This window comes from Clostridia bacterium (assembly GCA_024653205.1).
Lineage (GTDB): Bacteria > Bacillota > DSM-521 > Neomoorellales > SLTJ01 > JANLFO01.
Genome location: JANLFO010000014.1, coordinates 37,508 through 61,110, shown reverse-complemented (window position 1 = coordinate 61,110; position 23,603 = coordinate 37,508). Strand labels below are relative to the sequence as shown.

The following is a 23,603-nucleotide window of genomic DNA, read 5'->3' as shown; positions in this document are numbered from 1 at the left end:
CGCGAAAACCAGTGCCACACCTAGATCTAAGCCTCCCTCAGGCCGGGAACTTGCGTTTAAGTGCGGCAGTTCAGCAAACGTCAAACCATGCTCTTTGGAGCGGGCGCGTGGTTATTGACCTGGAGTCGCTTTATAACGAGGTAGCCAAGTTGGATCAGCTACCCGTGTACGTAGAACAGGCGGTAAGGGAGGCTGGCGATGGAAATGAGGTGGTAATTACTGGGCGGGCGCCGGTGTGGCTCTATTTGGCGGTTGCCCACGCTCTTCATGGCAAAGCCCGCCGGGTCTTATATGCTTCCCCCGTGACCGGAGAGGTAACCATATTCGACCACTCGGCGGAATGACCTCACCGTCTGAATGAGTACTCCAAAAGGGGTCATGTACCATTTAATGGTAATAACCATATAAATGAATTTAGAAGGACTGCAGGGTTAACCGCATTACGCCACGGCGCGCTGGGTGCAGTCGTATCTACGCCCGGGCCGGCACCAAATGGCAGGGGCACCGAAAGGGAGAGACGTCGGTGGAGGAAGCCGTTTCCTACGTAATCGTCTGCACCGGTGAGGAGAGACAGCTCCTGGCCCGGCTGGTTGAGGCCGAGGCACAGGGTGAGCCGTTCGAAGGAAAGCTGGCCGTGGCGGCGGTGGTGGTAAACCGCGTTCTGGCCGAAGGTTTTCCGAACAGCATCCGAGAAGTCATCTATCAGCCCGGTCAGTTCGAGTCCGTGGCTAACGGGCGGCTGGACCTGATCGCCTCGCCTGAGCCGGAAGCCGTAGAGGCGGTTGAGACCGCCCTACGGGGCGAGGACCCTACCGGCGGCGCGTTTTTTTTCTACAATCCCCGCAAGGCCACCAGCAGGTGGATAAGGTCTCGCCCGGTGAGGTGCGCCATAGGAAAGCATCTGTTTCTCACCTGAACGCGGTCCGTGGGCAGCTCTACCTCGTGGAGTAGGATTGTATCTTGCGGGCTATGAGGTTCTGGATCGTCTTGCGCGCCGGGCGCGCCTTTGCCTTTGCGGTGTAAGCCGGTACTAACCCGCCGAGAATTGCCGTTTTTCAATCCATGGCCGGAACTGAGGGAGATGGCCGGTTGGTGGGCAGGTGCTCTGCGCCTGCCGCTGTCGCGATTCTCGGCTTGCGTTTTGAGCCCAGCGACCAGGAGGCGGCAGGGCCATCTCCTGACCCGGCCACCCGATACCGCCTTGGCAGGATTTGCTCTCGTACCGTGGAATATATCCTAAATAATAGTAAGAGTAATGCGTGCCGCAAAGGGGGAAGGGCATGATCCGGTTTCGGAAGGAAGTGTACGCCACCCGGTTGCTCGACCCGCGCCGGGCTTTTTCCTCGGTGGAGATCCCGAGTGAAGTACGTTACGATCCTCTTACCGGCGAAACCGGGCGGGTGGCGCATTTCTTGACGGACTGGCTTCCTCCTTCCAATCTGGAGGCGTGGGGCCCGCTGATAAATGGCGGTTTTTGCCCCTTTTGTCCGGAGAACGTGGAGAAGGTAACCCCCCGGTTCCCCGAGGATCTTGTGCCCGGCGGACGCCTGCGTAGAGGCGAGGCCGTGGTCTTTCCCAATCTCTCTCCTTACGACGAAATCAGTGCCGTAACCGTGGTGACGGCCTCTCATTTTCCTGCCTTGGGTGACTTTACCTCCGAACAGCTCTTGGATGCCTTCCGGATATCGCTGGATTTCCTGAGCCGCGTCCAGCAGGATCGTCCCCAGTTCCATGGTTTCGTATCCTGGAACTACCTTCCCCCGGCCGGTTCCAGCCAGCTTCACCCCCACCTGCAGGTTTTTGGCTCGGCGGTGCCCCCTAACTCGGTACGGACGGAACGGGAAGCCGAGGCCGCCTACCGGAGGGCGCAGGGGCGGAGCTACTGGACCGATTTGGTGGAGGCGGAAAAAGCTCGCGGAGAGCGCTATCTCGGCCGGATCGGGGAGACCGAATGGCTGGTTGCCTTTCGGCCCCAGGGAGCCCTGGGCGAGGTGATCGCCCTTCTCGGACCCGAGGCACGGCTCCTGAGCTTGGGAGACGCCGTGTTGCACGATCTGGCCGCGGGCCTTTTGCGACTGTTCCTCTTCATGCAGGAGAATAACCTCGTTTCCTTTAATGCCCTGCTGTATGAAGGGGAGGAAGGAGCGCGCCTGCGCTTCGCGCCGCGGTTTTATATCCACCCATCCTTGTACACTTCGGACGTCAACTTTCTCAAGATGATGTGCGGCGAGCCCATCACCGTAGTAGCCCCCGAGGATCTGGCGCTGCGGGTGCGTCCCTACTTCGCTCGGCAGCCGGTGGAGCGGAGACCAGGTTAAGAGGACGGCAGCAAGCGAGAGTATGCTCGGGTGCCGGGCCGGTTTGGAAGGGCCGGCTCGAAGGGGCCCGGGTCGAAAAGCGAGGTGACCAGAAGGCAGTACGTATCTGAGGAAGAGGAGGGTCATGGCTTCGGCAGGCGGAGAATACGGAGAATACCAGATTGCCGAAAGGGAGGAACTGGGGTGAAGAAAAGGCAATCGGTGGTTTGGTTGGTGGTGGCTTTACTGGTAGGGGCCGTGGTGCTCTCGGCGACGGGGTGCGCCAAACAGGAGGCGGCCGCGCCCGCGCCCGCGCCTCAACCCGCTAAGGAAAAGATTGTTATCGGACAGGCGATCTCTCTCTCCGGACCACTGGCCTCGAGTGTGGCGGTGTCCGGAGGACCTTCCTGGGAAATATGGGTAAAGGAAGTCAATGCCCAAGGGGGTCTTTACGTTAAGGAATACGGGAAAAAGCTGCCCATAGAGTACATCAAGTACGATGACAAGTCCGACTTAGGAACCATGACCAAGTTGTTGGAAAAGCTCATCCTGGAGGACAAGGTCGATTTCGTCTTCCCTCCCTGGGGAACGGCGTTTCTTTACGCGGCAGGACCCATAGCCAACAAGCATAACTATATCATGATCGGTGCCGCCGGCGGCGCGGTTAGACTGGAAGAGATCATGCCCGATCTGCCCTACTTCTTCCAGGTACTCAACTATTCCCGGGATCAAATGCCGGCGCTGGCCCAGATTCTGGCCGAGATAGGCGTAAAGACCGTGGCGGTAGTGCACCACGAGGACCTGCACGGCGTGGAGTACGCCGAGGTGGGCGTGCCGGAGTTTAAGAAGGTCGGCATAGACGTAAAACTGCTGAAGAGTTTCCCGCTGGGGACCAAGGACCTCTCTCCTCTGCTGAAGGAGGCCAAGTCCCTCGGTGTAGACGCCTTTGTTGCCTTTGTTTACCCCGAGGAGGGCATCCTGGTGACCCAGCAGGCTGTGGAGTTGGGCATAGACTTTAAGGCCTTCTTCGTAAGCGTGGGGCCTGCCTTTCCTTTCTTCGTTCAGGCCGTGGGCAAGGACGTGAGCGAAGGGATTATGGGAGGCGGAGCCTGGAACGTGAAGAGCAGCGAAGGGGCTAAGCAGTTTGCGGATCTCTTCCACAAGTACTATCCGGGCGAGGAGTGCAACTACTGGGGCGAACTCTACTTCTATTCTTCGTTGCAGCACTTCCAGCAGGCCATAGAAGAAGCCGGGACGCTGGACCAGAGCAAGATCCGGGAACTTCTGGCCACCAAGACCTACAATACCTTTACCGGGCCGTTCAAGTACGACCCCGACCGCTTCTTCCGCGGTCACCTGGGCCAGATAGGGCAGTGGCAGAAGGGGATATTCGAGGTAGTCGATCCGGGCGAACACCGTACCGCCGCGCCCATTGTGAAGCCCGCCTGGCCCAAGAAGCAGTAGCCTGAACCGGGCCGAGCCCCGGCTCCGCCCCCCAGGCCGCGGCAAAGAGGCCGAGGGCGGGGCCGGGGCGTAGGAAGCAGAGGTTCGTCCGGGGTGATGGCCTGCTTGCGGCCGGGGGACCGAGGTACGTAAACCGGGTCACGAAGCTCCTGAAGAGAGGAAGCTGCTACCGATAATGAAGGGTCAGGTATTCCCCCGGGAACTCCGGCTCAGGGCTCGGGCGGTGGCGCTGGGGCAGGAATCCCCGGATTTGCTGGTTCGGGACGTCACGGTTCTAAACGTCCATACCGGAACTTTGCTGCCCCACTTTCATATTGCCACCGCCGGCCCCCTGGTAGCCGGGCTGAGCCGGGATGAATTCTCTCCCGGCTCCCAAACGGTGGTGCTGGAGGGTCGGGGAAGGTATGCCATTCCCGGCTTTATCGACGCTCATGCCCACCTGGACGAAGGCGTTGTGACCGTACCGGAGTTCCTGCGCCATGCCCTTCTCGGGGGTACCACCGCCTACGTGACCGACACGGCGGAGGTAGGCAATGCCTTCGGCTGCCGGGGGGTAATCTGGTTTCTCGAGTCGGTCATGGACCAGCCGGCTCACGTTTTTGCCCTGGTGTCGCCCATGGTGCCCGGAGATCCGCAGCTTCTGCCCGGTCACCGCATGCAGCCGGAAGAGGTGGCCGAACTCCTGAGAAGGGCAGAAGTAGTTGGACTGGGCGAGAGCTACTGGACCCGGGTGGTGCGCGACGGGGGGGACCTGCTGACCCTCTATTCCCTGGCGGAAGAGACAGGTAAGGTCGCGGAAGGACACGGCGCGGGAGCGAGAAAGGAGTGTCTGGCGGCCCTGGCATGCTGCGGCATAGGTTCCTGTCATGAGGCCATTAGCCCGGAGGAGGTGAAGGACCGACTATCGCTGGGTCTGTTTACCATTGTGCGCGAGGGTTCGGTTCGGCGCGACCTGGAAGGAGTGGCTGCCCTTGCGGGGGAAGATTTTGATTTCCGCTACCTCGGTTTGGGTACGGATGGCGTGAACCCGGTGGATCTCCTGCGGTACGGGGTAATGGAGTACGTGGTGCAAAAGGCCATAGACTTGGGTTTTGATCCCGTCCGCGCCGTTCAGATGGCCACCATTAACAACGCGACGCATTTCGGGCTGGAACGGTACGTGGGCAGCATCAGCCCCGGGCGTTATGCCGATTTCCTGCTGGTTGAAGATCTTCACCATGTGGGCCGACCTCAGGCCGTAGTGGCCAAAGGAAGATTGGTGGCACAGGATGGGCGCCTGCTGGCCCCTCCCCGCCGTCACCGCTTCCCGGAAGAGGCGCACCGTGCGCTGGACTTCTCCCGGCGTTTTCTGGCCTCCGAATTGACGATAACGGCGCCGCCGGGCACACGTCGGGTGCGGGTGCGCATTGTCCACCAGCGCAATGACGTGGTGACGGAAGAGCAAACACTGGACGTACCCTCTCAAAAGGGGCGGCTCACCTTGCCGCCGGGCATAAACCTGGGGCTGGCCGTGAGTACCCTTCGGCCGGCCAAATGGAGTGCGGGACTCATTTCCGGCTGGAACCTTAGGGCCGGAGCCTGTGCTTCCAGTGCGGTCTGGGACGCGCCGCAGGTCGCCGGCGTGGGGGCCAGCGCGGAAGAGCTGGCGCTGGCCGTGAACCGGGTGGGAGAAATGGGTGGTGGAGTGGCAGTCTGTGAAGGCAACCAGATTGTGGCGGAACTGCCCCTGCCTATAGGAGGGATTATCAGCGACCTGTCCGTGGAGGAAGTAGCCGCCCGCATGAAAGCCATCGATCTTCACCTACGTCGTTTGGGTTATCCCTATGCTAATCCCTTTCTGGCCCTCCGGGTGATGGGCTATGTGGGGGTCCCCCGCCTGCGTCTAACCGCTTGCGGCCTGGTGCGGGTGGGCTCACTGGGAGGCGAGCCGGTGCCTTTGATGCTCTGAAATGTTTTGACCCTGGAAGGTTAACCAGGCCTTGACAAGCAGTACTTCGATGGAGTTAACTATTATTGTGAGCTGCCGCTCGTGAAGTTTTTCACCTTGCTTGTGGTGCCGTCCTTTTACACTGCCAGGAGTTCATCTTAACTAAAACCGCCCCAAAAAGGAAGGTGTGTGCCTCATGGAGATCAGAACCATCGGCATCCTGGGCGCAGGAAGCATGGGCCGGGGCATTGCTCAGCTTGCTGCCCAAAGCGGTTTTCAGGTAGTCCTGAGTGACACCGACCTGGATATTGTAGAAAAAGCGGTCGCGAGCGTCGAGCAGCAGTTGGCCAGACTGGTAGACAAGGGGAAGCTCTCCGACGAGGACAGGAAGAATACCTTGGGCCGCATCAGGAAGGCCGCAGGGGTCAAGCCGTTGGCGGAAACCGATTTTGTCATCGAGGCGGTGTTTGAGGACGAGCAGCTTAAAAAGGACATTTTCCAGGAACTCGACCAGATTTGCCGTCCCGAAGTACTCCTTACTACCAACACTTCCACCATCTCCATCACTTCTATCGCTTCTGCCACCAAGCGGCCGGACAAAGTGGCGGGGATGCACTTCTTTAATCCGGCTCCGGTAATGCGGCTGGTTGAGGTCATCCGCGGTTATTACACCTCCGACGACACCGTACGGACCGTGATGGATCTGGCCCGCCGTATGGGTAAAACCCCGGTAGAGGTAAAGAAAGACTCGCCGGGCTTTCTGGTGAACCGGATCATGCTGGCCCAGTTCTGCGAGGCCATGAAGCTTCTGGAAGAGGGCGTGGCTACGGTGGAAGACATTGATACCGCCGTTAAGCTGGGCCTCAACTATCCCATGGGTCCCTTTGAGTTGATGGACTTCACCGGAGTGGATATCGCCCTTCACACGCTGAACTACCTGTGCAACGAGTTCAAGGAAACCCGTTGGAATCCGCCTTTCAGTCTCAAGCGGGTGGTCAAGGCCGGCCGCTACGGTCGCAAGACGGGCCGCGGCTGGTATGATTACTCGGATAAGTAATGGCAACAGTACTTTTCGTCTTACGGAGAAGGGAGTGACGGGTGTGGATTATGAAACCATTCTCGTGGCCATCGAGGGACCTGTAGCTACCGTCACCCTCAATCGGCCGCCTTTCAACCCCCTAAACTCCAAGGTTTTTCAGGAGTTGGAGGCGGCCTGCACCCGGCTGGAGGCCGATCCCAACGTAAGGGCGGTCATTCTGACCGGTGCGGGTGAACGCGCCTTTGCCGCCGGTGCCGACGTGACCGAGTTGGCCCAGTTGACCCCCCTGGGAGTGCATGCCTTCAATCGCGTCTCCTGGCGGGCCATGAAGAAGCTTGAGGACCTTTCCAAGCCCACGGTGGCCGCCCTGCGAGGGCTGGTGCTGGGTGGGGGTTGTGAGCTTTCCCTGTGCTGCGACTTCCGGGTGGCGGCCGACAACGCCAAGTTCGCTCAACCGGAGTTGAATCTGGCAATCATACCCGGCGGCGGGGCTACCCAGCGGCTCCCGCGTCTGATCGGCATGGCCCGGGCCAAGGAACTCATCTTCCTCGGCGAAACCATCGACGCCGCAACCGCCCTACAGTACGGGTTGGTGCACCGGGTTGTGCCCGCGGATAAGCTCATGGAAGAAGCCAAAGCCCTGGCGGAGAAGCTGGCCGCCAAACCTCCGGTGGCCCTGGCCACTCTTAAGCGGGTAATGCACGCGGGGATCAACGTGGATCTGGATACCGGGCTCCTGTTTGAGAACGAAGGATTTGTGGTGAACTTCTCCTCGGAAGACGCCCAGGAGGGTCTGAAAGCTTTCCTTGAGAAACGCAAACCGGTTTTCCGCGGGCGCTAGAAGTCCAAAAGGTCAACCTGGAGGTGAAGGTGGTAAGCATGGACAGGAACGTGTGCATAATCGCCGGTGGGATGTCGCAGTTCGGGGTGCGGGAGGCTTCGCTGAGGGAAATCTTCCAGGAGGCGGCCAAGGCCTGTTACGAGGACAATCCGGCCGTAAAGCCCAAGGACATAGACGGGATAATCGTGGCCAGCGCCTATCCAGAAAGGCGGGCCTTCCAGACCCATTTGGCTCCCCTGGTAGCCGAGCATGTGGGTATTAAGCCCAGGAGTATATGCATCAGGTGCGAGGTATTGTGCGGCAGCGGCAGCGGAGGAATCATCCTGGCTTACGGCCTGATCAAGAGCGGCGCGGCCGATGTGGTGATGGTCATCGGGGCCGAGAAGACCTACATGCCGCAGAGGTGGGAAACATTCTATTCCGAACTGGCCTCTCAGGATCACGAGTTCGACGCCCCCCACGGCATCGGTCTGCCGCCGCCGATCTTCGCCCTGGTGGCCAAGCAGCACATGAAACAGTACGGAACCACCGAGGAACAGCTGGCTATGGTATCGGTGAAGAACCGGCGCAACGGCATGAACAACCCCATGGGTCAGTTTCGTCAGCCCATCGACTTGGACACGGCCATGAGCGCCAGGCCCATTGTGCCGCCCTTGAAGCTCTACGACTGCTGCGCCCTCACCGACGGCGGAGCGGCGGTCATTCTGGCCTGCGAGGAGAAAGCCAAGGATCTCACCGATCGGCCGCTGGTGTACATTCGCGGCACCGCCCAGGCCTCCGTTCACAACATGAGCGCCAACATGCCCAACTGGACCACCTGGGAATCCCTCAAGATCGCTGCCCAGAAGGCCTATCGGGATGCGGGAATAAGGCCTTCGGACATTGACGTGGCCGAAACCCACGACTGCTTCACCATCTCCGAGATTATTGAGTACGAAGACCTGGGCTTCTGTGAAAAGGGTGAGGGCGGCCGTTTCATCCAGGAGGGCAAGTCCGACTTCGGCGGCCAGGTGCCGGTCAACACCGACGGGGGTCTGCTGAGCTGCGGTCACCCGTTCGGAGCCACCGGTATTCGCCAGGGCATCGAGATCATGAAGCAGCTTCAGGGTCGGGCGGCACGCCAGGTGGAGGGGGCCAGGTTTGGTCTCACGCATAACCTCAGTGGCGGCATTGCCACCCATACCGTGGTGATCTACGGGAGGGATAAGGATTGATCGGCATACCGTATCTGGAAGGCAAGTACGCGGCTACCATGGACCTCTATTCCCAGCAGAGCAAGGAGTTCAACCGCAACTACAAGTTCTACGAGCACCTTCGGGAAGGACGCTTGACTACTACCCGTTGTCGTTCCTGCGGCCAGCGCATGTATCCGCCACGGGTGATGTGCCCGTACTGCACCAGCGACGACCTGGAGTGGGTGGACTTACCTACCCGGGGAAAGGTGCTGGTGTTTGTGGAGCAGTACCAAGGCGTACCCCAGGGATTTGAAGCTCCGCACATTCTAGCAATTATTGACCTTCAGGGCGAGCTCAGGTTTACCACGCGGATAGTCAACTGTAAGGCCGGAGAGCTCAAAGAGGGTGACGAGGTGCGTATGGTGGTATTCCCTCTCCCTCCGTCGTTAGTGGAGACGCGGAACGGGATAGAAGAGAGGGAACGTGTGTTCTACGCCTTTGAACCGGTGAGATAGCTCAAATAGGGCGCGCCGGCCCCTGCGGCCGGCCTCGCTGTCAAGTGAGAAGCGAGGAAGGGCAGGGGCCGGGCGGCCCGTAAATCGGGGAGCCGGCACCATCGCAAATGCGGATCGCGTGCGGAACTTGCCCCCGAGCCGGCTCAGTACAAAGCGCGAAGGAGGTTTACCCGTGAGGGCCTCTGTATGGGAAACGTTTGTAGAAGCGGCCGAGAGATTTCCTGCCCGTACCGCACTGATCTATCAGGGAACGGAGTTCACGTACGCGGAGCTGAGGTCTCTCTGCGAGCGCCTGGCGGGCGCCATGTGCGGGTTGGGAATACGTAAAGGGGACCGCGTTATCGTCTACATGTCGCACTGCCCCCAGTGGGTGATTACCTGGTTCGCCGTTCAGCGCCTGGGAGCGGTGGCGGTTCCGGTAACGCACTTTTACGGTTCGCACGACCTCAACTACATCACCGCCGACAGCGGGGCACAGGTGGTATTCTGCACCGATGCCAACTTCGAGAATGTGGCGGAGATCGCCGAGGAGCGCAGTCTCCGCCACATAGTGGTTACCACCACGGCGGAGATGCTGCCCGGTTGGCGGGGGATACTCGACGCCAAGGTGGCCGCCGCCCAGGGCAAGCAACTACCCCAGGGCGAAAAGGTGAAGGCTTATGTGAACCTCCTGCGGGACGGCGGCGAGGCGCCACCCTATGGGGGCATCGCGCCGGGAGATCTGGCGGAAATCCTTTACACCAGCGGTACCACCGGGCTGCCGAAAGGAGTACCCCTTGCCCACGATGTGTTTCTCCAGGCGGCGGACGTGCAGCGGGCAGGCAGCAAACCCTTGATTCCCATAGGCCGGGACGTGGTTCTGCAGGGTTCGCCGCTGTACCACGTTTTGGGCCAGAACATCGGATTGGGAGCGCTCCTGGCCGGCGATACCCTGGTACTCCTACCCTCCATGAGTATTGACACGGTGTTGGAGGCCATCGACCGCTATCGGATTACCACTCTCTTCGGCACCCCTACCTTCTTCCGCATGATACTGGAGCACCCGACCGTAGACCAATATGACCTGAGTTCCCTGATATGGTGCTATACGGGTGGTGACTACCTCCCTCCGGCCCTTATTGACCGGTGGCAGCAGAAGGTAGGCAGGTATATATATCAGGGCTTGGGTGCAACCGAGGCTTCCGGCGGGATCACCATGACACCGGCGGAGGGCAAGATCCCCGACGGAACCGTGGGCAAGCCTCTCTCCGTGTGGAAGGTGAAGTTGATAGACCCGGATAGCATGGAGACCGTAGGTCCTCCCGGTCAGGGCGAACTGCTGATCTCCTCGGACTGCATGGTGCGGTCTTACTGGAACAAGCCCGAGGAAACCGCCGAGCGCTTCCTCACCCTGGACGGGCGCCTTTGGTATCGTACCGGCGATATCCTGCGCATAGACGAGGAAGGCTGGGTGTACTTCCTGGACCGGTCCGGGGACATCATCAAGCACAAGGGCTACCGGGTAGTCCCGTCAAAACTGGAGCGGGTGCTCACCGAACATCCGGCCGTTTCTGCGGCGTGCGCCATAGGCCTGCCCGATCCCGATGTGGGGGAAAAGATCAAGGCTTTGGTGGTGTTGAACCGGGAAGGCCCGGGAGTGCGGCCTGAGGAGCTGCTGGCATGGTGCAAGGAACGTCTGGCCTCATATGAGGTTCCGCACTGGATCGAGTTTAGGGATACTCTTCCCACCTCGCCCTCGGGCAAGATTCTGCGGCGGAAGGTGAGAACCGAGGAGCGCCAGAAGCTGGGGCTGTAGGCCCGGGCGGGCCGGTTACGGCGGTGGGCTCCCATTTCCGACGCGGGGGCCCACCGCATTGCGTCACCCGAATAGTGGATAGCCTTTCCTTTCCGACTGTTCGGTAAAACTATAATACCGAGGAGAGATCCTGGTATGGATGCTCTGGAGCAGGTTATCAAGGTGGCTCCTCTTTTTAGGGAATTGCTGGGACCCGAATACACGCTGGCGGTTACCGATTTGGAGAAATATATATGGCACATGGAAAGCGAAACCTTTAAGCTCGGGGTTCAGCTTAACGACCCCATACTACCAGGCTCGGTAGCGGATCATGCCCTTAAGGCAGGAAAGCGCCAGGTGCGCGTGGTGCCCAAAGAGGTGCGCGGCATTCCGTATATGGGCATGGGGGTCCCCATTCGGGACGAAGAGGGCAAGGTCGTCGGGGCGCTGGTATGCGTGGTGGGCACCGACCTGCAGGCCGAGGTCCAGGGGATAGCCAGTCGCATCCGGGACAATCTGACGGTGATTAACGACGAGGCCAACTCCCTGGCCTCAGAAGCTCAGGAGTTGGCCGCTTCCGCCACGGAGCTTTCCAGCAAGGCAGAGAATATCCGCAGCGAGATGCAGAGTATGGAAGGGGTGCTACAGCTTATCCGGGACATAGCTTCCATGACCCGGCTCTTGGGCCTGAATGCCGCCATAGAGGCGGCCAGGGCCGGCGACCAGGGGCGGGGTTTCGGCGTGGTGGCGGCAGAAATACGCAAGCTGGCGGAGAATACCCAGCGTAACGTTCAGGAAATTTCTGGCAAACTTTCTCAGGTCATGGGCGCCATAGCCGGATTTCTGGACAGCGTGGTTCAGATATCCGGTGTGGCCGAACACCAGGCTTCTTCCAGCCAACAAATGGCAGCCGTACTGAACAATATGGAGAAGGAAGCAGCCCAGTTGACGGAGATAGCGGCCAAGCTGATTAAGTTATAGGGGAAACAGCCTCGGAAAGGCGGGACGGAGGAACCAGTGGCCAAGGAGATCGAGATTGTCCGTCGGCCGGAGTCGGAGCTGTTAAGCCGGCTGGTGGGGCGGCACCTGGCGGAGTTCTTCGACCATATCGACGACGCCATCATGGTTATCGACGCCGAGGGGCGGATAGTGTATGTAAACAAGGGGTACGAGAGAATCGTCGGCGTCGAGGCGGGAAGAGTTTTGGGGCGCAACCTGGTTGCCCGCAATCCCCACGATAAGCTGGTTCGGGCCTTGAAGACCGGCCAGCCGGTTTATAACGAAGACCTCTACGACGAGAGCCTGGGCTATCGCATACTGGCCACCTGCCTGCCCCTGAGGGACGAGCGGGGAACCATAATAGGGGCTATCGGCATTGGTACCTCCTCGCCCGTTTACCATTTGTCACAGCGTTTGGCCTCGATGGCCTGTACCACCCGAGGGAAAAAGCAGTCCCGCCTTCCCGTGAGTCGAGAGCTCCTTCCCGAGCCCTTTAACCGGATAGTAGGCCACGATCCGGCCTTTGTGCATTCTCTGAATATGGCGGCCCTGGCGGCCAAGACGGACTGTACGGTGATGCTGCGCGGGGAAACCGGCGTAGGCAAGGGAATAATCGCCGAAGCCATCCACCGGTCCAGCCCCAGGGCGCAGGGGCCGTTCGTTTCCCTTAACTGCGCGGCCATTCCGGAGAGCCTTCTGGAGTCCGAGCTGTTCGGTTACGAGGCCGGGGCGTTTACCGGCGCCAGCCCCAAAGGAAAACCGGGTAAGTTCGAGGAGGCCCACGGTGGCACCCTCTTCCTGGATGAGATAGGCGATCTATCTCTGAATATGCAGGCCAAACTCCTTCGCGCTATCGAAACCAAGACCATCGAGCGGGTAGGAGGAGTGAAGCCCAAGAGGATAAATACCCGGTTGATTGCCGCGACCAACAAGAACCTGGAGGTGCTGGTTCAGGAAAAGCAGTTCCGGGCCGACCTTTACTACCGCCTGAACGTCGTGCCCATCTTCGTACCCGCCCTGCGGGAACGGCCGGCAGATATACCCCCGCTGGCCGCCCACTTTCTGGCCCACTTCGCCTCTCTCTACGCCAAGGAGGCGGCCTTTTCTCCTTCGGTCCTGGAAGTCTTCGAGAGGCATACCTGGCCGGGAAACGTGAGGGAGCTGATCAACGTGATCGAACACGCGGTGGTGATGTGCCAGGGCGGGGTGATTCTGCCCGAGCACCTGCCCGAGTACCTGCGAGCTTATTGGTCCGACACTCTGGCAACCGGACCGGTCACCAGAGGTTCCGAAGCGCTGAAGCTGGACGAACTCCTGGAAAAGGTGGAAAGGGAGGCTATTGCGCTGGCCCTGCGCCGGGCGGGAAACAACCGGTCGGAGGCCATTCGGCTACTGGGCATAAGCCGCCGTGCCTTTTATTACAAGCTGCGCAAGTATGGTCTGGGTTAGCCCACACTGGGCTCGGTAGTGGATACTCCGCCGTCACTTCCGGAAGGAATCGCAGGGAGAAGATCGAAGTATTAGTTAAAGAATAGTATTAGGGCTTTTGAATAAGTGCTTTATCTCTGGGGGGAGGTGAAGGAGGAACTCGAGAATGTAGTGGAGAATAAACAGGCCTTGTAGACCAGAAAGCAAGAGGAGGGTGAAGAGAGAAAATGGAAACCAACACCAAGTCTCTGGCCGAGGCGATTGCCGAACTCCGAGAGGAAGAAGCTCTTAAGATCGCTCGGACGTTGCTGGACTTCGGCACCAAGCCTATAGATCTACTGGATGCTTGCCGCCAGGGGGTGGAGGTGGTAGGGCAGCGGTTTGAAAAGGGCGAGTATTTCCTGCCCGAGCTCATGCTGGCCGGCGAAGTATTGACCCAGATTTCGGGCATGGTAAAAGAAAAGATGAGCCAGGCGCCGGAAGAGGGTGGCGTCAGCCGGCTGGGCAAAGTGGTCCTGGGCACGGTCAAGGGCGACATCCACGACATCGGTAAGAACATAGTTTCTTTTCTGCTGGACGTGAACGGCTTCGAGGTTATCGACATCGGGGTGGACGCGCCGGCGGAAAAGTTCGTGGAGGCGGTACGTCAGCACCAGGCCCAGGTGGTAGGGATGAGTTGTCTCTTAACCCTGGCCTACGAGCCCATGAAGGAAACCGTCGAGGCCCTGGCCGCGGCAGGACTACGGGATAAGGTCAGGATCATGATCGGCGGAGCCGCCACCAACGATCAAGTTCGGGCCTATACGGGTGCGGATGCCTGGGGCAAGGATGCAGTAGAGGCGGTTAATCTGGCCCGCAAGTGGGTGGGGAGGTAAGGCCGATGTTTCCCGAAAACTGGAAGCAGATGGCTCCCGACGAGAAGTATCGGGCGCGCGTAGAGGCGTGGCTGGAGGCCAAGAACGTAGCCTTCTCCAGCGAGGAGGTTCGGGCAGCCTATCGGCAGCGCGTGCAGCGCTTGGTGGACGCCATAGAGCTGAAAAAGCCGGACCGGGTGCCGGTGACCCTGATGGTAGGGTTCTTCCCCCCGAAGTACGCCGGCGTCACGGCCCAGGAGGCCATGTACGACTACGGCAAACTGGCCGAAGCCTTCAAGAAGTTCAACCGGGACTTTGCCACCGACTCTCTGACCACCTGCGTGCTGATTGGAGCGGGAAAGGTCTTTGAGATTCTGGACCTGCAGCTCTACCGGTGGCCGGGCCACGGTACCCCTCCCGACACGCCGTACCAGTGCGTGGAGGAGGAGTACATGCGGGAAGACGAATACGATCTTTTTATTCGCGACCCTTCCGATTTCTGGCTTCGCTACTATCTCCCCCGCATCTTTGGGGCCCTGAAACCCTGCAGCATGATGATGCCGCTTACCGACCTGATGGAGCTACCTTTCATGGGGCCCTTCATGGTAATGATGGGTCTTCCCGAGGTTCAGCAGGCATTTGAGAAGTTACTCGAGGCCGGCCGGGCGGCGATGGAGTGGATCCAGACTGCCGGCGCCGTGGAGGCGGAGAATACGGCTACGCTTGGTCTGCCCGGACTGTTCGGCGGCTACACCAAGGCGCCCTTCGACACCCTGGGCGATACCCTCCGGGGTACGCGCGGCATAATGCTGGACATATTCCGGCGGCCGGACAAGGTACTGGCGGCGCTGGACCGGCTGGTACCGCTGGCCATCGATATGGGGCTCCACAGCTCCCAGTTCGGCGGAAGTCCTTGCATCTTCATTCCCATCCACAAGGGCGCGGATGGCTTCCTGTCCCGCGAGGCCTTCGCTAAGTTTTACTGGCCAAGCTTTAAAGCGGTACTCCTGGGCCTGATCAATGAGGGCCTGGTGCCGCTCGTCTTCGTGGAAGGTAGCTACAATCAGCGCCTTGACTTTCTCGCCGATCCGGACCTCCCGAAGGGAAGGATCATCTGGCTGTTCGACCAGACCGACATGGTAAAGGCCAGGCAGCTTTTGGGAGGGAAGGCCTGTATCGCCGGGAACGTGCCCCTGGCCCTGCTGAAGGTCGGGTCTCCCCAGGACGTAAGGGCCTACGTGAAGGATCTGGTTGAAAAGGTAGCCGGTGAGGGCGGGTTTATCCTCTCCAATGGCGGAGTACTGGACGATATCAAGCCGGAAAACCTCCGGGCCATGATAGACGCGGCCTTTGAGTACGGGAAATACCAGTAACCCGTAGGCCACCTTTGATGGGTGGGGGGGTGAGCACCGGGAGGAGGGGGTAGGTCTGTCCGCACTTCCGTGGAAGTTGGAGGGTAATCGGTCCTTCGGCAATTCTTTGAGGGGGGAACGTCCGGTATGACCAAGAGGCGTTTGCGTTGGGTGTCGGTGGTGTTGAGCGTGGTGTTGGTCCTGGCCTTGGTAGCCGGGTGCGCCGGCCAGAAGCAGCAGCAAGCGGCGGCTCCGGAACCGAGTGCCAAACCGGCCAAAGACAAGATCGTCATCGGGCAGGCCATCTCGCTCTCCGGGCCCATGGCCATGGGTGTCGCCACCACCAGCGGGCCGGTATACGAGATGTGGGTCAAAGAGGTGAATGCTCAGGGCGGCATTTACGTTAAAGAGTACGACAAGAAGCTACCCATTGAGTACGTCAAATACGATGATAAATCCGACCTGGGCACCATGACCAAGCTGCTGGAGAAGCTAATCCTGGAAGACAAGGTGGACTTTGTACTGCCTCCGTGGAGCACGGGGTTCCTCTACGCTGCTGCTCCCATAGCCAACAAGCACCAGTATATCCTGATCGGCGGTCCCGGGGGCGCGGTCAAGCTTGAAGAGATCATGCCCCAACTGCCCTACTTCTTCCAGGTATTGAACTTCTCCCGCTCCCAGATGCCCGTACTGGCCCAGATCCTGAACGAACTGGGCATAAAGAGCATAGCGGTGGTGCATCACGAGGACCTGCATGGCGTGGAGTACAAGGAAGTAGGGATTCCCGAGTTGCAGAAGGCCGGCCTTGATATCAAGATGGTTAAAAGCTTCCCCTTGGGCAGCAAGGACCTTTCCCCGCTGCTGAAGGAGGCCAAGTCCATGGGGGCCGAAGCCTTTATAGCCTTCTGCTATCCTGAAGAGACCATGCTTCTTACCCAGCAGGCCATCGAGCTTGGCATCAATTTCAAGGCTTTCTTCTGCACTGTGGGTCCCTACGCTCCTACCTATCGTGATGCCTTCGGAGCAGAAGCCGTAGAGGGAGTAATGGGCGGCGGGGCCTGGAACGAGAAGAGCAGCCCGGGTGCTGCGCAGTTCGTAGAACTCTACAAGAAACACTTTAACCGGGAGCCGGACGACTACTGGGGCCAGCTCTACTATTACTCCTCGCTGCAGCACTTCCAGCAGGCTATAGAGGAGGCCGGGACTCTGGACCAGAGCAAGATCCGGGAGGTTATGGCTACCAAGACGTACGATACCTTCGTGGGTCCGTTCAAGTACGATCCGGACCGCTACTTCCGCGGCCACCTGGGCCAGATCGGCCAGTGGCAGAAGGGCCACTGGGAGGTCATCGATCCCGGCAAGAACCGGACTGCGCCGCCCATACTGAAGCCGGACTGGCCGAAGAAGAAGTAGGAAGAAGCGGAGAATCGGACGCCTGAAGCCGTTCTGCGGGTCGGTATTGGCCGGCTAATGACCAGATAGGCCGCCCGTACGGGGAAGGCAAAAAGGCCTTGTCCCTAGGCGGGCGGCCTCCTGGTGACTGTTTTCTCCAAATATTCCAGAGGATGGGAGAAGACTATGCTGGTTACCGTACTAGACGTGATCGTTGGCGGTATACTCCTGGGAGGAATTTACGCCCTCATTGCCGTCGGTTTGAGCCTGCAGTACGGCGTGGCCAGGGTGCTCAACGTGGCCCACGGTGAGTACATCATGTTGGGCGCGTTCATTACCTGGGCGCTGTACGCTGGTTTCGGGGTGAACCCGCTTGTATGCCTGGCCGTATGCGGTCCTCTGATTCTGGTCGTGGGCTACTTCCTCCACCGAACCATTTATCAGCGGTTGCGCGCTTCATCACCTACGGTAGACGCCTTCGAGGGAAGCTCGATGCTGGCTTCCTTTGGTCTTCTGTACGTTATCCAGAATGTAGCCATCCTGATTTGGGGCGCCGACATCCGCGGGTACTCCTACCTGGCCAACCCGGTGAATATCGGAGGCGCGGTGTTCGCGGCCAACCGGCTGGTAATGCTGGCCTTTGCCCTGGGTATCGGGATTGCCTTCTACCTGTTCTTGGCCCGCACCCGCATCGGCAAGGCCATTCGGGCCGCTTCCCAGGACGCTGCGGCTGCCGGCCTCATGGGCGTGAACATCGAGCAGGTTCTGGCGCTGTGCTTCGGTCTGGGCGCCTTGCTGGCCGGGGTGGCCGGCACTCTCTTGAGCATGTCTTATAGCGTCTACGCCACCATGGGGTTTGAATACACCATAATCGCCATCATCATTGTGGCCCTGGGTGGGTTGGGGAGCATTCCGGGCAGCTTCATCGGAGGCTTCTTGCTGGGCATAATCGGGACTATCGTGACCTATTTCGAGCCCGGTCTGGCCATGGTGGCCTATTACCTGCTGTTCATGGCCCTACTGTTGATAAGGCCGACGGGGATTATGGGGAGGTAGGCGGATGAACCAACCGGTACTGGTACCCGAGACTCTGCCTGCGCGGAAATGGTTGCCGTGGACTTTGCTGGTAGCGGCGGCAGTTATCCTGACGGTGGTTCCGTTGTTCGGCGGCAAGTATGTTTCCGTATTCCTCAGCAATACCTACATGTATGTGGTGCTTACCGTGAGCTGGATTGTTTTTTCCGGGGCTACCCGCTACGTTTCCCTGGCCTCGGCGGCGTTTTTCGGTATCGGCGTCTATACCGCGGCGCTGTTGGGGATGAAGGTGCCGATTTATGAAGCCTTGTTGGTCGGCGGACTGATCAGTTTTGCCTTTGCCCTGTTGGTGGGCGGCATTACCTTGAGGCTGAGAGGTATTTACTTCGCCATGTTTACCTTGGGCCTGGTGCAGTTCGTCGGGACCCTGCTGCGCTGGGCAGAGGTACACTTTTCCGGTCGGGTGGGCCGCCTGGTCCCCTATATGGACTATCTCACCGTTTACTACCTGATGTACGCCATTCTTCTGGCGGTGTTGGTTGTCAGCTTCCTCATAAATCGGTCGCGGTTTGGGCTGGCCCTGCGGAGCATCGGCGAATGCGAGGAGGCGGCCGAGCACGTGGGGATCAATACCACGTGGGCGAAGGTCCTGGCCTTTGCCATCAGCGCCTTCTTCATGGGGGCGTCCGGGGTGGTTATGGCCAGCCGTTGGACCTATGTCGATCCCACCATAGCCTTTAACCTTCAGTTGAGCTTTATGCCCGTCCTTATGGCCGTTTTCGGCGGTATGGGTCAGCTCTACGGTCCGGTCATAGGCGCGGCGGTATTCACTTACCTGGAGGATTTTCTCATTACCCGATTTCCATATTTCTACATGCTGATTTTCGGGTGCGTGATGGTGGTTACCATCCTTTACTTGCCTGAAGGCTTGGTGGGCCTGATCCAAAAATGGCTGAAGCGGGAGCGGGGAAGGTAACATGAGGATGCTGGAGATTGAGAAGCTGACCAAGCGCTTCGGCGGGCTGGTAGCGGTATCGAATCTGGATTTCCACGTGGAAGAGGGGGAAATCGTCGGCCTCATCGGCCCCAATGGGGCAGGTAAAACCACGGTATTTAACCTGGTATCCGGGGCCCTGGTCCCTGATGCCGGGGTGATCGCCTTTAAGGAGAGGCGGATCAGCGGCCTCAAACCGCACCAGATCTGCCGTCTGGGAGTGTCCCGGACCTTTCAGTCGGTGAAGATCTTCCCCAACCTGACGGTTTTCGAGAATGTTGTCACCGGGTATCTTTTTGGCGCCTCCGGGCGTGGGGCCGGTTCAGACGCCGCTCGAGAGGTGGGAGAGATCCTGGAATTCGTAGGGCTGGCTCCTATGGCTTCGGTACCGGCTCGTGACCTGACCCTGGTAAACCAGAAACGCCTGGAAGTGGCCCGGGCCCTGGCCAGCAAGCCGGAGCTGTTGCTGCTGGACGAAATGATGGCCGGCCTCAACCCTACCGAGGTGGGTGAGGCTATGGGGCTCGTCCATCGCATACGCGAGCGAGGCGTAACCGTGGTAATGATCGAGCACGTGATGAAGGCAATAATGAGCGTGTGTCAGCGGATCGTAGTTCTCCACCACGGTGAGAAGATTGCCGAAGGCAGGCCGGAGGAAATCGCCCAGAATCGACAGGTAATAGAAGTATACTTGGGAGAGTGAGGAGGTCATGCTGGAAGTATTCAACGTTCGCTCTTTTTACGGGAAGCTCCAGGTGCTATGGGACGTTTCCCTCAAGGTAGACGAGGGGGAAATAGTGGCCCTCGTGGGGGCTAACGGAGCCGGCAAGACTACTCTCCTCAAGACTATCTCCGGCTTTCTGCCCCCGGCCTCGGGAGAGGTGGTCTTCCTGGGTGAGCGTATCACCGGGTCGCCCCCGCACCAGGTGGTGGAAATGGGCATTTCCTACGTACCGGAGGGTGGCAGGGTCTTTCCGGACATGACCGTCCGCGAGAACTTGGATATGGGGGCCTATACGCCCCGGGCCTGGAAGAGGCGGCATGAATATATGGAACAGGTCTTTGAGCTGTTTCCGCGCCTGAAAGAGCGCCAAAACCAGTTGGCCAGGACGCTGAGCGGAGGCGAGCGTCAGATGCTGGCGGTGGCCCGGGGATTGATGGCCTGCCCCAAGCTTTGCATAATCGACGAGATGTCCTATGGTTTGGCGCCGCGGGTGGTCACGGAGGCGTTCGGCCTGATAAAGAAGCTGCGCAATCAGGGGATTACCGTGCTTCTGATCGAGCAGAATGTGCGTCAGGCCCTGGAGATTGCCGACCGGGCCTACGTATTGGAGAACGGCCGCGTAACTTTGGAAGGAGCGGGCCAGAAGTTGTTGGGGAGCGACTATGTGAGAAAGGCCTACCTGGGTTTGTAGTGGGATCTAACGCCTGACGTATACTTTATATACAAGGGTTTATCTGAGTCGGACAGCTGTATATAAAATATATAGCAGCGATTTCGCCTTTGCCGGCGCGGTTCACATGCCGATGTGATCTCGGTAGCAGGGCCCCCTGTATATCTATTATACACCCGGGGAGATAGCAGGGGGCCGCCCCCGCTTTTCGCCGGTGGTTGTGGGTGTTGGCCTTGTGCGTATTGAACAGATTGTCCGCAGCTGGCACTTTGCTTGCTTGAAGCAAAGCCCGGCAACAAAGGCAGAGTGGGCCCGGGTGAGCCCGTGGCGCGCTACTTAAACCGGGAGGTCGCAACGGTGGAATTTCGGTTGGACGAAGAACAGGAGAGTATTCGGCGGACGGTAAGGAGAATAATGACCGAAAAAGTGGCACCGCGCGCTCAGGCCATTGATGAAAGGGAAGAATTTCCTTGGGACGTGAAGGAACTATTTGCACAAAATGGGATTTTTGCGCTTGCCGTTCCTGCGGAATACGGTGGGATCGATGGGCGTCTGACTACCTACTGTGCGGCCATGGAGGAGGTGGCTCGGGTCTGTGGCTCGAGTTCCATGATCTTGGGCAACCAATCGTTGGGTTCGATCCCTATTATCGTGGCGGGCAACGAGGATCAGAAGCGCAAATACCTGCCGAAGATAGCCGAAGGGGATATTCTGCCTGCCTTTGCTCTGACCGAGCCCAACGCGGGGTCGGATATCGGCTCCATGCAGACGCGGGCCGTACCCGATGGGGACGGGTACGTGATTACCGGTACCAAGACTTTTATTACCAACGCTCCGGTAGCCGATCTTTTCACCGTCTTCGCCAAGGTGCCCACCGAAACCGGGGACAGGATTTCTGCCTTCCTGGTCGAGCGGGGCATGCCGGGTTTGTCCACCGGCAAGGTGGAGAAGAAGATGGGTCTACGCGGGTCCCCTACGGGAGAAGTGGTCCTGGACGGCGTCCGCGTAGGGGCGGAAATGCTTTTGGGTAAAGTGGGAGACGGTTTTAGGATTGCCATGAAGTCCCTGGATAAGGGACGAATCGGTACCGCTTTCCAGGCCATCGGCCTGGCGCAGGGGGCACTGGAGGCCGCGGTTGAATATGCCTGTACGCGGGTTCAATTCGGCGTACCGATTATTGAGCATCAAGGAATCCAGTTTATGATTGCGGACATGGAGACCAAGGTGCAGACGGCACGGTGGCTGGGGTACTACGCGGCATGGAAATACGACTGCAAGGACCCCGACGTCAGCAAGTACTCCGCCATGGCCAAGCTCTGGGCCACGGACATAGTCATGGACGTAACCCGGGATGCGGTGCAGGTCTTTGGGGGTTACGGTTACACCCGCGAGTACCCGGTAGAGCGCATGATGCGAGACGCGAAGATATTTGCCATTTTTGAGGGCACCAATCAGATTCAACGGGTAGTAATCGCCCGGGCGCTGGCGAAAGCCGCTCGTTGACCGTTAGGAAGCTGGGCCGTGTACTTTGAACCGGCCCGTCCCCGTGGAACTTTTTAAGGTTTGTAAAACGAAGTAATTGGCATGAAAATGATACTGGGGTCGATTTGAGCCAATATTGAAGGCAGTGCGGTTGTTGACAGAATTGATACTAGAATGCTTTAATCGTATGGAATTCGCGAATGGGGGTGAGAATGTCATAGCAGATCGAGAGGCAATTCGTTTGGCCGATAAGACTTGAGAAGGGAGGCCCTTGCATGATCCGACTCGCGAGTAGAAGAAACTCGGCAGTGTTCTGCTTAATCCTTGCAGGATTGTTCCTCTTGGGTCTGGCCGGTTGTGGCGGAGGCGAAAAGGAGGCGGCGCAGCCCTCCGGGCAGGCGGAGCCGGTGGTTATGGCGGTGGTTACCGCCTTGGGTTCAAGTGAGGGCCAGGATAGCTTGAGGGCGGCTCAACTGGCTGCTGAGGAGATCAACGCTCAGGGCGGGATCTCGGTAGGTGGAACCAAGAGGCCGATAGAGATAATCTCTATCGATACCCGCGAGCACGAGGCCGGGGTTCCGGTGAGTGATGCCTTGGCCGCTCTGGAAAAGATCATCACCGAGAAGAAGCCACACGTTATCGTTTCGGGAGCTTTCCGTTCCGAGGTTCTTCTGGCTTCCATGGACCTGATACCCAAGTATAAGATTCCTTATATTATTAACATCGCCAAGAGCACCAAGTTTGAAGAAAAGGTTTTGTCGGAGCCGGAGAAGGGCAAGTACTTCTTCCGTCTCGGCAGCAATTCCGCCCATATGGCCCAGTATTTGGGCGGGCTGCTGGAGAACATCAACCAGCAGTTCGGCTTCAAGAGCGCCTACCTGGTAATTCAGGATACCCTTTGGGCACAGGGCACCGGCAAGGCAGTGGAGGGTTGGCTAAAGGAACACGGCTGGACGGTGGTCGGGTACGACGCCTATCCGGTTGGTGCTTCTGACTTCTCCGCTACGCTCTCCAAGGCCCTGCAGGGCAAGGCCCAGGTAATAATTCCGGTGTTCGACATGCCCCAATGCGCCATTCTGGTCAAACAGGCGCGGTCCATGAAGGTGCCGGCGCTTATCGTCGGTCGTCTGGCGCCGCTGGTTCCCCAGGAGGCGTGGGACGTGTTCCAGGGCGAGATCGAGGGGGTTGTCTGCGCGGTAGAAGAATACGGTTCCGTTCCCGTAAAGGCTGCGCCCAAGTCCGTTGCCTTTGTCGAGAGTTTCACCAAGAAGTACGGGGAAGAGCGCGCCCGCAAGATGATCGATCACGGCGTAGGCGCCTCGTACGATGCGGTTTACATGGTAGCGGCCGCCATAGAGCGCGCCGGATCGCTTGACCCGGATGCCGTCAGCAGCGCTCTGCAGCAGACCGACATGGAAGGCACCATAGGCAAGATCAAGTTCGGCAATGACCATCAGGCGATATACGCACTGGATCCCAAGGAGGGAGCTATTGGCGGAGCTTTCCAGTGGAAAGCTCCCGGCGTGCGGGTGCCCGTCTATCCTCCGTCCGTGGCCGAAGGCCAGATCGAGCTTCCCAGTTACATGAAGTAAGGGTCCGGGGGAGCGGGTGCGGAAAGCCCGCACCCGCTCCCCGCATATT

General features: G+C 59.2%; 21 protein-coding genes. All 21 read left to right on the top strand.

Features of this window, described 5'->3' with window-relative positions:
• On the top strand, positions 1-344 hold a 344-nt coding region (locus NUV99_08255; protein ID MCR4420102.1), incomplete at its 5' end, for a CRISPR-associated protein Csx3.
• A gap of 179 nt (positions 345-523) precedes the next feature.
• Positions 524-916 carry a cell wall hydrolase gene (locus tag NUV99_08250; protein ID MCR4420101.1) on the top strand — a complete coding sequence of 131 codons (393 nt, stop codon included), beginning with the start codon at positions 524-526 and terminating at the stop codon, positions 914-916.
• Between the two features lie 364 nt (positions 917-1,280).
• On the top strand, positions 1,281-2,318 hold the full coding sequence (locus NUV99_08245) for a hypothetical protein (protein ID MCR4420100.1): 1,038 nt from the start codon (positions 1,281-1,283) through the stop codon (positions 2,316-2,318).
• Positions 2,319-2,501: 183 nt separating this feature from the next.
• A complete protein-coding gene (locus tag NUV99_08240; protein MCR4420099.1) occupies positions 2,502-3,761 on the top strand; it encodes an amino acid ABC transporter substrate-binding protein in 1,260 nt (419 codons plus the stop codon).
• A gap of 175 nt (positions 3,762-3,936) precedes the next feature.
• A complete protein-coding gene (locus NUV99_08235) occupies positions 3,937-5,709 on the top strand; it encodes an amidohydrolase family protein (protein ID MCR4420098.1) in 1,773 nt (590 codons plus the stop codon).
• A 175-nt stretch (positions 5,710-5,884) separates the two neighbouring features.
• Positions 5,885-6,745, top strand: coding sequence for a 3-hydroxyacyl-CoA dehydrogenase family protein (locus NUV99_08230; GenBank protein MCR4420097.1), 861 nt, complete (start codon positions 5,885-5,887; stop codon positions 6,743-6,745).
• Between the two features lie 43 nt (positions 6,746-6,788).
• Positions 6,789-7,568 (top strand): enoyl-CoA hydratase-related protein, encoded by a 780-nt coding sequence (locus tag NUV99_08225; GenBank protein ID MCR4420096.1) that lies wholly within the window; start codon positions 6,789-6,791, stop codon positions 7,566-7,568.
• 23 nt (positions 7,569-7,591) lie between these two features.
• Positions 7,592-8,782, top strand: a complete 1,191-nt coding sequence (locus tag NUV99_08220; protein ID MCR4420095.1) for a thiolase family protein — start codon at positions 7,592-7,594, stop codon at positions 8,780-8,782.
• Positions 8,779-9,258 carry a Zn-ribbon domain-containing OB-fold protein gene (locus tag NUV99_08215; GenBank protein ID MCR4420094.1) on the top strand — a complete coding sequence of 160 codons (480 nt, stop codon included), beginning with the start codon at positions 8,779-8,781 and terminating at the stop codon, positions 9,256-9,258. The genes NUV99_08220 and NUV99_08215 overlap by 4 nt, the downstream gene beginning before the upstream one ends.
• A 172-nt stretch (positions 9,259-9,430) precedes the next feature.
• On the top strand, positions 9,431-11,053 hold the full coding sequence (locus NUV99_08210; GenBank protein MCR4420093.1) for an AMP-binding protein: 1,623 nt from the start codon (positions 9,431-9,433) through the stop codon (positions 11,051-11,053).
• A gap of 135 nt (positions 11,054-11,188) precedes the next feature.
• Positions 11,189-12,013, top strand: a complete 825-nt coding sequence (locus NUV99_08205) for a methyl-accepting chemotaxis protein (GenBank protein ID MCR4420092.1) — start codon at positions 11,189-11,191, stop codon at positions 12,011-12,013.
• Positions 12,014-12,049: 36 nt separating this feature from the next.
• Complete coding sequence (locus NUV99_08200) at positions 12,050-13,480, top strand: sigma 54-interacting transcriptional regulator (GenBank protein MCR4420091.1); 1,431 nt, start codon at positions 12,050-12,052, stop codon at positions 13,478-13,480.
• A 206-nt stretch (positions 13,481-13,686) separates the two neighbouring features.
• The gene (locus NUV99_08195; GenBank protein ID MCR4420090.1) at positions 13,687-14,334 is read left to right on the top strand and encodes a cobalamin-dependent protein; all 648 of its coding nucleotides are present in this window, start codon (positions 13,687-13,689) and stop codon (positions 14,332-14,334) included.
• A 5-nt stretch (positions 14,335-14,339) separates the two neighbouring features.
• Positions 14,340-15,686 carry a uroporphyrinogen decarboxylase gene (locus NUV99_08190; protein ID MCR4420089.1) on the top strand — a complete coding sequence of 449 codons (1,347 nt, stop codon included), beginning with the start codon at positions 14,340-14,342 and terminating at the stop codon, positions 15,684-15,686.
• A 126-nt stretch (positions 15,687-15,812) separates the two neighbouring features.
• Positions 15,813-17,078, top strand: coding sequence for an amino acid ABC transporter substrate-binding protein (locus NUV99_08185; GenBank protein MCR4420088.1), 1,266 nt, complete (start codon positions 15,813-15,815; stop codon positions 17,076-17,078).
• 165 nt (positions 17,079-17,243) lie between these two features.
• Positions 17,244-18,113 (top strand): branched-chain amino acid ABC transporter permease, encoded by an 870-nt coding sequence (locus tag NUV99_08180; protein MCR4420087.1) that lies wholly within the window; start codon positions 17,244-17,246, stop codon positions 18,111-18,113.
• A gap of 4 nt (positions 18,114-18,117) precedes the next feature.
• Positions 18,118-19,068, top strand: a complete 951-nt coding sequence (locus NUV99_08175) for a branched-chain amino acid ABC transporter permease (GenBank protein ID MCR4420086.1) — start codon at positions 18,118-18,120, stop codon at positions 19,066-19,068.
• Between the two features lies 1 nt (position 19,069).
• Positions 19,070-19,789 carry an ABC transporter ATP-binding protein gene (locus tag NUV99_08170; GenBank protein ID MCR4420085.1) on the top strand — a complete coding sequence of 240 codons (720 nt, stop codon included), beginning with the start codon at positions 19,070-19,072 and terminating at the stop codon, positions 19,787-19,789.
• 7 nt (positions 19,790-19,796) lie between these two features.
• Positions 19,797-20,501 (top strand): ABC transporter ATP-binding protein, encoded by a 705-nt coding sequence (locus NUV99_08165; protein ID MCR4420084.1) that lies wholly within the window; start codon positions 19,797-19,799, stop codon positions 20,499-20,501.
• A gap of 336 nt (positions 20,502-20,837) precedes the next feature.
• Complete coding sequence (locus tag NUV99_08160; protein MCR4420083.1) at positions 20,838-21,983, top strand: acyl-CoA dehydrogenase family protein; 1,146 nt, start codon at positions 20,838-20,840, stop codon at positions 21,981-21,983.
• A 254-nt stretch (positions 21,984-22,237) separates the two neighbouring features.
• Complete coding sequence (locus tag NUV99_08155) at positions 22,238-23,554, top strand: ABC transporter substrate-binding protein (protein MCR4420082.1); 1,317 nt, start codon at positions 22,238-22,240, stop codon at positions 23,552-23,554.
• Positions 23,555-23,603 lie beyond the last annotated feature (49 nt).